9 protein-coding genes are annotated in these 12,831 nt (G+C 63.2%); 5 read left to right on the forward strand and 4 right to left on the reverse strand.

Annotated features, from left to right (window positions below):
* Positions 1-20 precede the first annotated feature (20 nt).
* From J2887_RS04135 to J2887_RS04145, 3 genes are all read left to right on the forward strand, one after another.
* Entirely contained in the window at positions 21-2,813 is a 2,793-nt protein-coding gene (locus tag J2887_RS04135) for a hypothetical protein (protein ID WP_227174291.1), read from the forward strand.
* Positions 2,814-2,958: 145 nt separating this feature from the next.
* Positions 2,959-4,011, forward strand: coding sequence for a hypothetical protein (locus J2887_RS04140; protein WP_227174292.1), 1,053 nt, complete (start codon positions 2,959-2,961; stop codon positions 4,009-4,011).
* Positions 4,012-4,282: 271 nt separating this feature from the next.
* A complete protein-coding gene (locus tag J2887_RS04145) occupies positions 4,283-5,326 on the forward strand; it encodes a pre-peptidase C-terminal domain-containing protein (RefSeq protein WP_227174294.1) in 1,044 nt (347 codons plus the stop codon).
* Between the two features lie 202 nt (positions 5,327-5,528).
* Here J2887_RS04145 and J2887_RS04150 read toward each other — a convergent pair whose 3' ends face one another.
* Positions 5,529-7,061 (reverse strand): FAD-binding domain-containing protein, encoded by a 1,533-nt coding sequence (locus J2887_RS04150; RefSeq protein ID WP_227174296.1) that lies wholly within the window; start codon positions 7,059-7,061, stop codon positions 5,529-5,531.
* Complete coding sequence (locus tag J2887_RS04155; protein ID WP_227174298.1) at positions 7,058-7,201, reverse strand: DUF2256 domain-containing protein; 144 nt, start codon at positions 7,199-7,201, stop codon at positions 7,058-7,060. The genes J2887_RS04150 and J2887_RS04155 overlap by 4 nt, the downstream gene beginning before the upstream one ends.
* A gap of 148 nt (positions 7,202-7,349) precedes the next feature.
* Here J2887_RS04155 and J2887_RS04160 point away from each other — a divergent pair, with 148 nt between their 5' ends.
* A complete protein-coding gene (locus J2887_RS04160) occupies positions 7,350-9,038 on the forward strand; it encodes an HAD family hydrolase (protein ID WP_227174300.1) in 1,689 nt (562 codons plus the stop codon).
* A 1-nt stretch (position 9,039) separates the two neighbouring features.
* Entirely contained in the window at positions 9,040-9,627 is a 588-nt protein-coding gene (locus J2887_RS04165) for a DUF2845 domain-containing protein (protein ID WP_227174302.1), read from the forward strand.
* Positions 9,628-9,655: 28 nt separating this feature from the next.
* On the opposite strand, the gene J2887_RS04170 is transcribed toward J2887_RS04165, so the two are convergent.
* Together J2887_RS04170 and J2887_RS04175 are read right to left on the reverse strand one after the other, a co-directional pair.
* On the reverse strand, positions 9,656-11,188 hold the full coding sequence (locus J2887_RS04170) for a cryptochrome/photolyase family protein (protein ID WP_227174304.1): 1,533 nt from the start codon (positions 11,186-11,188) through the stop codon (positions 9,656-9,658).
* Between the two features lie 93 nt (positions 11,189-11,281).
* Positions 11,282-12,646, reverse strand: a complete 1,365-nt coding sequence (locus tag J2887_RS04175) for a phospholipase effector Tle1 domain-containing protein (RefSeq protein ID WP_227174306.1) — start codon at positions 12,644-12,646, stop codon at positions 11,282-11,284.
* Positions 12,647-12,831: the final 185 nt, after the last annotated feature.

Consider the following 12,831-nt stretch of genomic DNA (forward strand, 5'->3'; position numbering starts at 1 on the left):
CGGCATAGGAGGGAAAGGCAATGCGAGTGGATTGTGGCCAGTGTGGCACAACCCAGAGTCCGGGCTGGCAGGCTGGCATGCTGTGCCAGGCGTGCGGTGGTGTGGTGCGCCCGGAAGTAAGGTGTGCCTGGTGCTGTGAATGGACCCCGGAAGCGAATTTCTGCCGCCATTGTGGCGCCGGGACCGTATCCCGGGAGCACTTTGGTGTGGCCCGGATGCTGAAGGCCGCGGGCGTGGACCGGCTCAGTCTTGCGGATCGGGTACGGGCGCTGACGCCGGCCCAGCAAGAGGATTACCAGCGTTGCTACCTGCCACATCAGGCATTGCTGGAGCGGCAGCTGCGGACAATGGCCTGGATCGACCAGTGGTTGTTGGGCAGCCACGAGGTGGAGCTCGCCAATACCCTGGTGCCACTGATGCCGTTTGACGACGACACTCGAGAGGCGTTGGAACTAACGCCCCAGCCGGATCTTCAGTGCGACTATGAAACCCTGCTGCTGATGGTTCGCGATGCCCGTATTCCGCTGCTGAGCCACTATGCCCGCCGTGCCGTGTTCAAGGTTGCGTCGGCGTCGTTCGTGCGCAAGTTCGGACAGGACTGGTTGTGGCAGTGCCTCCACGAACTGGGTGATGCCACGGCGATGGACCTGGAAACCCTGGATGTCTTTGCCGAGCCATTGCTGGTGCTCTGGGGCCAGCCTGCGTTGCCCTGGCCTCCCGAGATCACGGAACCGTTGCTTCGCAGCTGCGAGGTGTTGCCTTATCACCCCCTGTCTGCGCGTCAGCGCCTCACTCTGGCGGCGGTGATTGCCCGCTGTCGGGCCAGCGGGGTGGCTGTTGATTCGTCGCTTTCGGCGTTGCTGGACGATATCGACGGATTTCTTGCCAGTGATGATCGCCGGCTGCGGCTGATGGCTGCCTTGACCCTGGGCCACTCGCCAGTGATTGCACAGATGGCATCGGCACATGACGACCCGCTCACCGCGGCGGCAGGCTGCTGGTTGGCGGACCATGACCTGGAAAGGCTGGCATCAGTGCTGGCCGACGCAGACCCTGCGCTGGTGGCGCTGTGGTGTCGGCGACTGGTGATCCGGCCCCGGCACTGGCCTGACACGTTGAACCAGGCGCTGCTGTCCCGGCTGGCCCAGTCCCGGGAGCCCGCGCTAAGGCAGGAGCTGGTGACCGCCTTGCTGGCGCCTGGCGCCAGGGCCGAGGTCATCGCGCAATTGGTCAGTGAAGCTCGCCAGTGTCGTGATCAGGCACTGGTGGCGAACCTGCTGCGACAGCACTGGCGCGAGGCGGACACCCTGTGGCCGTTGCTGGCGGAGGAACTATGGCATCCAGAGTTGGCCGAGGTGTTACTGGACCTTGCGGAGGACCGCTGTTTTCCGGCCGGATTACTCAAACGGTTACTGACCGGTGATGCGCTGACGAGTGCCGGGCGGATCACGCTGGCGACACGGCAACTGCAGGCCAGCGGTCGTTCCGGCTCCGAAGGGCTGGCACCGGCGCAGGCAGAGTGCCTGCTGCTACTGGCGACTGACCACCTGGAGGCCGGAGAGGGTGATAGGGTTGCCTCCTGGCTGGTGCGATTGCTGCTGGAGCATCACGATTCGGTGGTGACGGTGCTTGAGACCCGGTCTGAACTGGCCGAGTGTCTGGCCCGGGCCCTGGCCGACGAGGGCTCGTCGGCTCTTGGGCGCCACGCCATGAGTGACACCCTGGCACAGGCGCTGCTGGGTTCCCGCAGCCAGCCGTCGCCATTCTACCGGGCCTGGCGTGGTCAGCAGGACGGCCTCCCGGCATTGGCCTGTGCCGCTGCCCGACAACTGGGCTATCACCATGACTACCCGGAGGGCTTCCACCAGGCCCTGCTGTTGCAACTGGCCCGGGCTGGTGACGGCCCAGGCTCCGAGGACTGGGTGTTACTCGCCGACCTGCTGCGGGTCCCGACAGCGGACGCCACTTGTCTGGCCCGGCTACTGGCGCTGGCCCTGTCAGGCGCGGCTGGTACGCCGCTGGCTCCCCTGGAACTGGTGCAGGCTTCCAGCTCTGATCCGGAGCACTTGGCCGAACGTCTGCCGCCACTGGATTGCGAGGACTGGGGGACCGGACTGGTCCGTGCCCTGATACAGGGTGAACCGGTCGATGACGGGGTAGAAATGCTGCTGAGTGCCAGTGCCCTGGCGGTGGCTCGCGATGGAGAACGCTGGTTGTCCGGTCAGGGCGGGGCACTGGCCAATGCGGTACTGACGGCCCTGAACCGGGGCTGCCCCGGGTCCTGGCAACTGACCCTGCCGCGCCTTTTGGAGGCGCTGGCTGAGCATCTGGCGCTGTCGTCGGAGACACCGCACCCGGGGGTTCAGGGCGATTTGCCTCCCGCTGTTGAAACGGCGCTGTCAGCAGATGCTGTCACGGCCCTGGTGCAATGGCTGACCCCTGCTGGTCGAGATGCTGGCGACGATGGGGATACGGGTAACTGCGACGGTGTGGTTGACTGCAAGGATGCGGTTGCCACTGAAGAGTGGGACGCGCCGGGCGTCGATGTCGACACTGACAAAGGTGAAGGTACGGACGATGCTGCTGGCAATGACGTGGCAGTGGCGCAGACCCTGGCTGGCCTGGAACAGGCCCTGGCGGCTGCCAGAACCGCTGCTGAGGGGCAGCCTCCGGAAGTGGCGGAAGCCATCCTGGCGGCAACCCGGGAAGGGCTGGAGCCGGGCATTGCCATGGTGTTGCCGATGTTGTCGGCCTTGCCCCTGGAGCATCAGATGGCCTATCTGGACCGTATCCAGCAACTGCGGAGTCAGTAACGGCATCTTCCATACTGTCTGAGTGACTGGTTGAGGTTGCCTGGCCAAAAGTGGCTGACCCGTTGATACCTGTCTACTCTTGAGACATCGGACGCGGTAATCGTCGGAGGCGTACGTTCGCCTTCGGTGACCTCAGGAGGGTGCAATGACAAGTCTGTCCCGGTGGCTTTGGATTGTGCTGGCGGCAACGCTGGCAGTGGGTTGTGGCGGCGGTGGTTCTTCCGGTGGCGATGACCCTCCCGGGGACGACACCCCGGGTGACGGTGGTGGCGATGGCGGTGGCGACCCGGGCGACGGCGAGCCCGGCATCGCCAGCGAGCGTATTGCCACGGTGCGTTATGACCTGGATAACAATGGCGTGTTTGAAGGCGTACGCCAGTTCAGTTACGACACCGAGGGGCGTCTGGTCCGGGAACAATACACCTACACCGACGACGGTGAGGAAGATGCGGATTTCGTCTCGTTTTCCCTGTCCAGCGATGACGATGCCAACTCGGTACTTGAGTACAGCTACGGCACCGATGGTAGGCTTGAGAGCATTCGCCAGACCCAGGCCGACGGTCGTTACATCGACACGACCTACGACTGGAACGACGATGGCTGGCTCAACACCAGCACCCAGATGATCTACAGTGCTGCTGGCGCTCTGCAGTTCGCCACCCAGCAGCATCTGGAGCATAACGGTAGCCGCCTGGTGAAGGTCGAGGAGTACCTGCCCAACGAGCCGGACCCGGAAAGTACCATTACCTTTTTCTACGATGGCAGCGATCCCCTGCCGGTTGCCAGTGAGGATTCCCGCAGCGATGTGCGGACCGACATCACCTGGACCGGATTCGGCAAACCGGATGCCTTTGCCCGCAGTGGCCTCAACTCCGACCTGACCAGCTCCACGGACCTCATCTATGACGCTCAGGAACGCCTAGTGGAACGCCGGTTTACCAGCAGTATCAATCCGTCGGTGAACTTTTACACCTGGTTTTTTGAATACAGTGGTGACCAGGACCGGCCCAGTGTCCAGCTGATCGACATGCAGTCTGATGGCACCATTGAGGCGCGGCTGGAATTCGAGACCGAAACCGCCATCTGCCAGCAGGTGGTTGCCTTCCTTTGGGGCGCCGAGAGCGCGGAGGAGCCCGACGAACTGGCGCCCTACGTACCGGGAACCGGTTACGTGCACATCAGCCAGTGTGTTGAATAGGTCCTGCCAGCACCTCTGGCGTACCTGAGCGGTCTTCTCTGGGAGGCGTTCAGGTACGCCAGGTTTCTCTGTTTACTCTCCCCTGGTAATTTCAACAAACATTCTCCGTCCCGCCCGGTTTAACGTTATGATATTGCCGGCAAGCGGGTGCTCCCGACAGTGCCGCCGTGTGGCTGGCGGTGTGGGCATCCGGCGCGGTACGGCTGCGCGTGTGGAACGGATGCCCCGGTATCCGGCTGTTGTTAAACCTCAGGACGATAAAGGTTTTGTGATGAAAAAGAATGTTTCTTCCCTGGTTCTTGGTGGCGTGGCGGTGACGCTGCTGGCTGGTTGTCAGGCTCTGCAGGGCCCCTCTGCCGGTGGTGTAGGTACCCAGGCTGCAGTGAGTGCACCGGGCAAACTGGTGGTGGGTGAGCGCGCCCGTGGCGAGCTGACCACCCAGAGCGGCCTCAACCTCAAGGACGGTAGCCGTTATGCCCAGTTCAACCTGAACCTGGACGCCGATGAGCTGGTGGAAATCGAGCTGGACGGCAGCGTGGTTGGTTCCCTGGCGCTCTACAACAGCCAGAATGAGCTGATGGCCAATGCCTCGCCGCTGTATTTCAAAGTGGAAGATGCCGGCCAGTACACTCTGGTGGTAAGCGGTGCTGACGCCAACACCTACGGTCCCTTCAGCCTGAACTCCCGCACCCTGGAGCTGAACCAGGTGTCTAGTCTGGTGCCGGAAGACAGCATCAGCGACTGGATGACCGACGGTGGTAACAGCTACACCCTGACCATCACCGAAGCCGGCGGTTACCAGATCGACATGACGTCGGACGTTGTCGACGCCATGCTGATCCTGGAAGGCCCCGGTGGCTACGAGTCCCAGGATGACGATGGCGGTGAAGGCTACAACGCCCGCCTTGGGGATATTCTGGAACCGGGCGAATACACCTTGACCGCAACGTCCTACGACGCCACGCCGGGCCTGTACGATCTGTCTGTCTCCAAGATGGATGTGGACCTGACGGAAATGACCGGTGGTCCGATTGACGTTCCGACCGAAGTGACTGGCTGGATGCGTTCCGGTCCGGACATCTTCACCTTCACTGTGGAAGAGGAAGGCCTGTACCAGATCGACATGCGTTCTGACACGTTGGACTCACTGCTGACCCTGGAAGGCCCCAACGGTTTCTCCACTGAAGACGACGATGGTGGCAGCAACTACAACGCCCAGATCACCACGCGTCTGGCGCCGGGTGACTACCACATCACCGCCAGCAGCTACGACGACAGCCGGGGCATCTACACCCTGTCTGTGATCCGTCGCTGAGGCTGGTCTGATCTTGCGACCCGGACCACCTCTGGTGCCCGGGTCGCCTCTCCGAACCTACGCCTTTCTTCTGCTCCTACCCCTACCCCTTTTATCTGTTCCTGCCCCGCCTCTTCTACACTTTCGCTTTCTCAACACACTCGCTTTCTCAACACACTCGCTTTCTCCACACCCTCGATGGTTCCCAAGCCTAAAACGATGATCAGTCATCGAATAACGACAACTGCTGTGCCATTGCTGGCGGCTGGCGGTCTTTGATCAGCGGGCGAGGGCGTGACTGTTTCGGTCCCTTGCGGCTGCCATGTCGGCTCAGCACGCGTCGAGTCTCATCATTGGTCAGCCGTTGCTGACGGAATTGGCCAATGGCCTGGCGCGCCTGGCGGGCGGCAAGCTGGTGGTCGCAGATGGGCTTCGGGTAAGCCTGGCTGCCATAGCGTTGCTGTTGGTTGTGACTCAGCAGCCAGGGGGTGTGGATCAGATCATCCGGTAACCCCGACAGTTCCGGTAACCATTGCCGCAGGAACTGACCGTGTGGGTCCAGCTGCTTGCTTTGGCGTACCGGATCGTAGATCCGCAAGGCGTTGATGCCGGTCAGGCCTCCTTGCATCTGCACCTGTGGGTAGTGGATACCGGGTTCAAAATCGGTGAACAGCCGCGCCAGGTGGAGGGCGGGCTGGCGCCAGTGCAACCACAGCTGATAACTGGCCACCGCCATCACCATCGCGCGCAGCCGGAAATTGATCCAGCCGGTATGGGCCAGCGCCCGCATGGTGGCATCCACCAGCGGCCAGCCGGTCATGCCCTGTTGCCAGCGCTGTAACCGCTCCGGGTCATCGGGCGCGGATTTCAGGTGTTCCAGATCCCGGTGTACTGCCCGGAACTCCAGCTCCGGCTCGTCTTCCAGTTTCTGGATAAAGTGGCAGTGCCAATGCAGCCGTGACCGAAAACGGGTCAGGCTGCGCTGCTTTCGTGGCAACGCCACACCGGCGTCGCCTGCCTGTTTCGATTGCTGGTAAAGCCGCCGCAGACTGACGGTGCCGTACGCCAGGTGCGGACTGAGCCGGGAACAACTGCTGACGGCCGTATTGGGGCTGGAGATCCGGTACTGGTACCCAAGGCAGCGCTGGCTCAGGAAACTGTCGAGCAACCGTTGCCCGTGATGGCTGCCACCGGGCTGTCGCTCCGGGCAGGGCGTATTCCAGCGGCAGGTCGGTTCACGCCAGCGGCTTTCGGGCAGGGTGGATGGCGGTGCCGGCAGGCTGGGCGGAGGGGACAGGCAATCTGCCATCATGCGCTGGCGCCAGTGGTGATCCCAGTCATCCCGATTGGCCAGACGGCGCACCACGCCGAACTGATGCCACTCCGACAGGGTCACACCGTGACTCTGACACCAGCCGGCCACGGCGATGTCCCGCTCAAACGTCCAGCGGCCGCCGGTTTCCTGGTGGCAGAACAGGCGCTGGATGCCGCACCGCCGATGCAGGTCTGCCAGCGCATCGGGGACGCTTCCATAGTGGAGGTACAGGCGGTTGCCGCGCTGGCGAAGCTGATGGTCCAGCTCCCGCAAGCTCTCTGCAATAAAGCGCCAGTGCCGTTCGCTGGTGTCGTCCAGTTGCCAGTACCCGGGCTCCACCACGTACAGGGCGATCACCGGCTGCGCCAGCGCGGCGGCGGCCGACAGCGGACCGTGATCGTCCAGTCGCAGGTCCCGCTTGAACCACACCACCGTCGTCATTGTATCGACCTTCTGGCCCGACGGCAGCGCTCACTGCAGTAACGTACCTGCGGCCAGTCGCGGGCCCACTTGCGGCGCCAGCGAAACGGACGCCGACAAACCGGACACTGTTTTTCGGGAAGTTGGGATTTTTTGTGCATTGCCGACTCTTGGGTTTTACTGACAGTACGGCTGGTGCTGCCTGCTGGATTGGCTCAAACCGTAACGGGCTGGTTTGGGCCTCCCTTGAGGTGGTGGGGCAGGGGACTGGCCGGGCGATGCTCAGCGGAAACAGGAGAGACGTGGAACATGGCCCGATTTTCCGATTCGCTGCCGGTGCCGGCAGTGTTGATGTTCGACTGGCATGGCACCCTGGTGGATACCAGCGATGCCATGTTCAGCGCGATGGAGGACATGCTGCCCCAACTGGAGGAGCTGGGGCTGGTGGAACGGCTGTTGCCGGAATCCAAGTGCATGACCGCGGAGGATGCCCGTCTGGTGCGTTACATTCGGGTCTACCGCCGATTGCACCCACGCATCCTGGCTGAGCGGCGAGTGTCCCGGACCGACATCTTCAATGCCATTTTCGGTGACGACCGGGACGCCCGGCTGATTGCCCACGACGCCTACAACCAGTGCTACCGCAAGTACTTCGGTCAGGTGAAGCCCTTTCAGTCCGGCGTGTACGAGTATCTGGTGGCCTGCAAGGAACTGGGTATCCGGCTTGCGGTAGCCACCAACCGCAACCGTGAGTTTCTCGATACCGAGATTGCGACCGTCGACGACGGGCGCTGGCAGGGCCTGTTTGACACCACGGTGTGCGCCGATGACGTTACCCACTACAAACCCGATCCGGAAGTCATGCTCAGGGCCTTGGACAATCTCGGTCTGGCGGCCGATCAGCACGCCTGGTACATCGGTGACAGTTACGTCGACATGATTACCGCAGCCCGCGCCGGGGTGACCCGGGTGTTCTACAACGGCGCCTGCTGGGATCAGGATCGCATTGAAAGCTGGTTCAGCTACCGCGACACCCCCCACGCCATCCTCGACAGCTTTGAAGACCTGATGGACGGCCTGGCGCTGCTTGAGCGTGGCCATCCGGGGGCGCTCAATGGCTCGGTGGCGCGTTTACGGCCCCCCGCCCACCCGCCGCCGACGCCACCGGAGCCGCGCATTGAAGCCGACTGGCACCCGGCGGTGGCGAAACTGATTCGGCCGTCGGTGATCCTGTTCGATTGGCATGCCACCCTGGTGGACACCCTCGATGCCATGTACCACGCCGTGGATGACATGCTGCCGGAGTTCCATGCGCTGGCCCTGATGAACCGGATGGTTGCGCCGGAGGACAGCAAAACCCCGGAGGATGCCCGCCTGGTGGCGTACGTGCGGGAATTCGCGGCCTTGCACCCCAAGGTCAAGGCTGACCGGAAGATCTCCCGCACCGACATATTCGAGGTGCTGTTTGGTGAAGATCAGGAGGCCAAGCAGATTGCCCATCAGGCGTTCAATCGCCACTACCGCAATCACTTCGGCACGGTGACGCCGTTTGAGCCCAAGGTCAGCGACATGCTGGCGGCCCTGCGTCGCCATGGCATTCAGGTGGGGCTGATCACCAACCGGGACCGGGAGTTCTTTGAGCAGGAACTGGCTGCGGTGGAGGGGCATGGCTGGGTGCATCTGTTCGACACCACCGTGTGTGGCGACGACACGCCATTGCGCAAGCCCCACCCCGACCAACTGCAACTGGCTGCGGCCAATCTGGAGTACCCGGCCGACCCCTGTGTCTGGTACGTGGGGGACAGTACCACTGACATCATCGCTGCCAAGCGGGCAGGGATGACCGGAGTGTTCTTCAACGGCGCCCAGTGGGATCTGCCCTGGCTCAACAAAATCTTCCCCGGTACCCACCAGCACCCTCACAAACCGGATGTGGTGGTGAACGACTTCTCCGAGTTCTGGGCCCTGGTGCTGGCGTGCGAGGTGGGGCCGCCCTGACATGATGACCCCACGCCCTGATCCGAAGAAGTGGATGACCTTGGTGCTGACCTGTCTGCTGATGGGGCCTGCCCTGGCCCACGCCGCCATTCGCTGTGGTACCTCGCTGGTGGATCTGGGGGACTGGCCGGTGGAGGTGCGGGACCGCTGTGGTGAGCCGGACTATGTCGCGGTTTATCCCACCCGGGCGGTGCCAGGGCTGGGGGTCACCCAGACGGTGGAACACTGGTATTACAATCCTGGCCCCCAGCGTCTGATCCGTCGTCTGGAGTTTCGCAATGGCAGCCTGCAACGGGTTAGAACCCTGGGCTACGGTTTTTACCCCGATCCCCGCGCCCGCTGTGATAGCCGTGCCCTCAGGGAAGGGCTGAGTGAATTTGAGCTGGTAAGCCGCTGTGGCGAGCCGGTCTCGGAGCGGTTGTTCTGGCAGCCGTTTGATCTGTCCAGCCTGGCCGATCCGGTGCCGGGGATTTCGATCATGCCGGTGAAGGAATGGCTCTATGGCTTTGGCAAGCATCGCTTCCGCCGGATCGTGATTCTTCGGGACGGTCTGGTGGTGGAGGTCCGTACCGGCAACAAGCCACGGTAATGTGTCAGGCGCGCCTGACCGCACGCGATCAAAGCTGTTCCAGGTGGTCCAGCAGCCAGTCACCCCGGGCCAGTATCGCCTGGCGCCGTTCCGGCTTTTGCCGGTCCCAGTTGCGGTACATCATCGTCATGCGTGGATTGCCGGCAAACTGGTCACGGTGACGGTCGAGGAAGTGCCAGTACAGGGCATTGAACGGACAAGCCCGGTCGCTGGTGCTGTCGGCCACCCGGTAGTGGCACTGCTGGCAGTGGTCTGACATTCGCTGAATGTACTTGCCGCTGGCCGCGTAGGGCTTGGAGCCCAGGTAGCCGCCATCGGCGTGCATCACCATACCCAGGGTGTTGGGCAGTTCCACCCAGTCATAGGCATCCACGTAGACCGCCAGGTACCAGTCGCAGATGTCCGCCGGCGCAATGCCGCTGAGCAGGGCAAAGTTGCCGGTGACCATCAGGCGCTGGATATGGTGGGCATAGCCGTTACGGCGGGTGGCGTCGATGGCCCGGTGCAGGCAGCGCATGCGGGTGTCCCCGGTCCAGTAGAACCAGGGCAGTGGGCGCTGGTTGCCGAGCCTGTTGAGTTGCGCATAATCCGGCATGGTGAGCCAGTAAAGGCCACGGACAAACTCCCGCCAGCCGAGAATCTGGCGCACAAACCCTTCGGCGGCATTGAGTGGCACCTGGCCGCGCTGATAGGCCTGGCAGGCGGCGTCGCACACCTCCTGAGGGGTAAGCAGGCCGCAGTTGATGTAGGGCGACAGCACCGAGTGGAACAGCCAGTCCTCCTGGTCCGACATGGCGTCCTGGTAATCGCCGAAACATGGCAGCGCGAAGTCGATGAAATGTGCCAGCGCCTCCCGGGCCTGATCGCGGGTGACCGCGAAGTGAAAGTTGTCACTGCTGCCAAAGTGGCCGGAGAAGTGGGTCTCCACCAGATCGATCACCTCACGGGTGATGGTGTCCGGCTCCACCCGGAAGGGCGCCGGCGCGGGGGGCTTGCCGGTCCATTTCTTGCGATTGTCACTGTCGTAATTCCACTGGCCGCCTTCGGGCCCGCCGTCGGCGGTCATCAGCAGACCGGTGTGGCGCCGCATTTCCCGGTAGAAATACTCCATCCGTAACTGTTTGCGGCCCTCGGCCCAGCGGGCGAACGTCTGCTGGCTGGCAAAGAAGCGGGTGTCAGGCCGGATTTCCACCGCCACCTTGAGGCGCTGGTGCCACTGGCGGATGGCCTGATCGAGTCGCCATTCGCCGCATTCGGTGGTGATCAGGCGCTCAGGCGCATGCTCGGTGACCCTGGCGGCGACAACCTCCTCCAGGGTCTGGTGCTGGTTGTCGGGGTGGTAGGGCTGGTAGTCGACCTGCCAGCCGGCCTGGCGAAGCTCGTCGGCAAAGTGGCGCATGGCGCTGAACAGCAGGATCAGTTTCTTGCGGTGGTGGTTGGTGTAGCTGGCCTCCTGGTGGACTTCGGCCATCACCACCCGGTCCCGGGTGGGGTCGCCGTCGCAGAGGGCGGACAGGCCGTGGCTGAGCTGATCGCCGAGGATCAGAATCAGGTTGCGCATGGTTGGGTCCTGGCGGTGTCGGGGTTTGGTTACCCCCGGTTTACGTCACACCGCCAGTGCTGGATCTCGCCCACAGCGGTTGGCTGAACCGAATCAGGCCGCCTTCACGAACGCCAGCCCATGCTCGTCGCCCTGATGCCAGACACAGACCGCATCCGCCGGATCAAACAGGTCACTGGCGATCTGGACCCGGTCGCCTTCCTTAATGGCCTGCTCGGTGCGAATGCGCACGCCACCACCGGGGCTGAAGTCCAGCAATTGGCAGCTCATTGGCTGGGCGCCCTGACTGACCGCCAGCTCTGCCTCAACCGGCCCCACCTGGTGGCGCCTGGATTGTCGACGGTCTTCGCCCCTCGACGGGATCGCATCGCTGGCGGGAGCATCGGTTGCCGCGGCGGCGGGCTGGGAGGCCGTGGCAATGCCGCTGGCGGTTTCAACCCGGGATGGCATGCCTTCGAGTTCCGGAAAGTCAGGGTTGCGGGGCAGGTAATGGCCGCTGCGGACCAGTCGTTCCACCGAGTGATGAATGGAAACGTTCAGGGGTGGGTCGGCGGGATCGCCATAGACCGCCCGGATGCCTTTCTCGAAGCGCAGCATCTCCAGCAGACGGTAGCCGGTGCTGAAGGAGTTGTGGGCGGGCATGGCCGGGTCCGGGTCGGTGAGACCGGCAAGGTAGGTGGCGTCAAAATCCAGTCCCAGGGTGCGGGCCTTATCCGCCATCCACAACAGGGCAATGTCCGACAGACCAGCTTCCTTGTAGCCACCGCCAATGTCGGAATGGACTCCGCGGAACCAGCACTGCTCCACCGTCTGGTCGCCGTTGATCTGCCCGGTCCACAGGTCGGGCGCGAACGGGCCACGCTGCTCGTCCAGCGCCAGTGCCTGGTAGGCGTGTTTGACCTGGGGACTGAGGTGGGTGTTGAAGAACCCCACCCAATGGCTGGTGAGGTTCTTCAGCAGCGGCGTGGGAGCGCCCATGGCGCCGACGGTATCCCAGACCCCAATCATGCGAATGTCGGGACGGACATTCTCATCGTAGATGCTGTTGGGGCGTTGTTCCGGTGGGGTGCGGTAGTAGCGGTAGGCCTTGGGCAGGGTTTCCAGCTCGCTCTTCTCCATCAGCCCGACGGCGTGGACGAAACCGGCCACGGCCCGGGCGGTGTAGGCACCGCGGCTGAAGCCAAAGCAGTAGATCTCATCTTCGTGGCTGTAGTTGTGAACCAGAAAACGGTAGCAATCCAGTACGTTTTTGGCGACCCCCTTGCCGAAGGCACCACCCAGCAGGCGGTCCACCCGGCTGCCGGTGCCGACGCCCTCGTCATAGAACACCACCTGTTCGGTGCCATCGGGGCCGGTGGGCCGAATGCTGCGGACCAGCTTGACCACGTTGGTGGGGTCGATGTCGGGCTGGTTCCAGGTTCCATCGCAGCAGAGGATGATCCGTTTCTTTGAGCGCATGGCGCGGCCTCCTGTTGTGCTCCAGGCGCCCCTGACCTCTGTGGGAACGGTACCTCCGTGCAACGGTATCCGGCGTTGGCGGGTTGAGGGGCTGCCTTGTTGTTTTGCCCTCGGACATATCAAACCACGATAACAGCGCCACTTGGGGGAATTCCGGTAGCGGGGCGGGCAGACCCGGTGAGGAC

The sequence above is a fragment of the Marinobacter sp. CA1 genome (assembly GCF_020546665.1).
GTDB lineage: Bacteria > Pseudomonadota > Gammaproteobacteria > Pseudomonadales > Oleiphilaceae > Marinobacter > Marinobacter xestospongiae.

What these genes read in the sequence shown, in the direction of transcription:
- J2887_RS04170 (WP_227174304.1), bottom strand. Translation starts at nt 11,188, where the DNA reads ATGCGCAACCTGATTCTGATCCTCGGCGATCAGCTCAGCCACGGCCTG.
- J2887_RS04140 (WP_227174292.1), top strand. Translation starts at nt 2,959, where the DNA reads ATGACAAGTCTGTCCCGGTGGCTTTGGATTGTGCTGGCGGCAACGCTG.
- J2887_RS04145 (WP_227174294.1), top strand. Translation starts at nt 4,283, where the DNA reads ATGAAAAAGAATGTTTCTTCCCTGGTTCTTGGTGGCGTGGCGGTGACG.
- J2887_RS04155 (WP_227174298.1), bottom strand. Translation starts at nt 7,201, where the DNA reads ATGCACAAAAAATCCCAACTTCCCGAAAAACAGTGTCCGGTTTGTCGG.
- J2887_RS04175 (WP_227174306.1), bottom strand. Translation starts at nt 12,646, where the DNA reads ATGCGCTCAAAGAAACGGATCATCCTCTGCTGCGATGGAACCTGGAAC.
- J2887_RS04165 (WP_227174302.1), top strand. Translation starts at nt 9,040, where the DNA reads ATGATGACCCCACGCCCTGATCCGAAGAAGTGGATGACCTTGGTGCTG.
- J2887_RS04135 (WP_227174291.1), top strand. Translation starts at nt 21, where the DNA reads ATGCGAGTGGATTGTGGCCAGTGTGGCACAACCCAGAGTCCGGGCTGG.
- J2887_RS04160 (WP_227174300.1), top strand. Translation starts at nt 7,350, where the DNA reads ATGGCCCGATTTTCCGATTCGCTGCCGGTGCCGGCAGTGTTGATGTTC.
- J2887_RS04150 (WP_227174296.1), bottom strand. Translation starts at nt 7,061, where the DNA reads ATGACGACGGTGGTGTGGTTCAAGCGGGACCTGCGACTGGACGATCAC.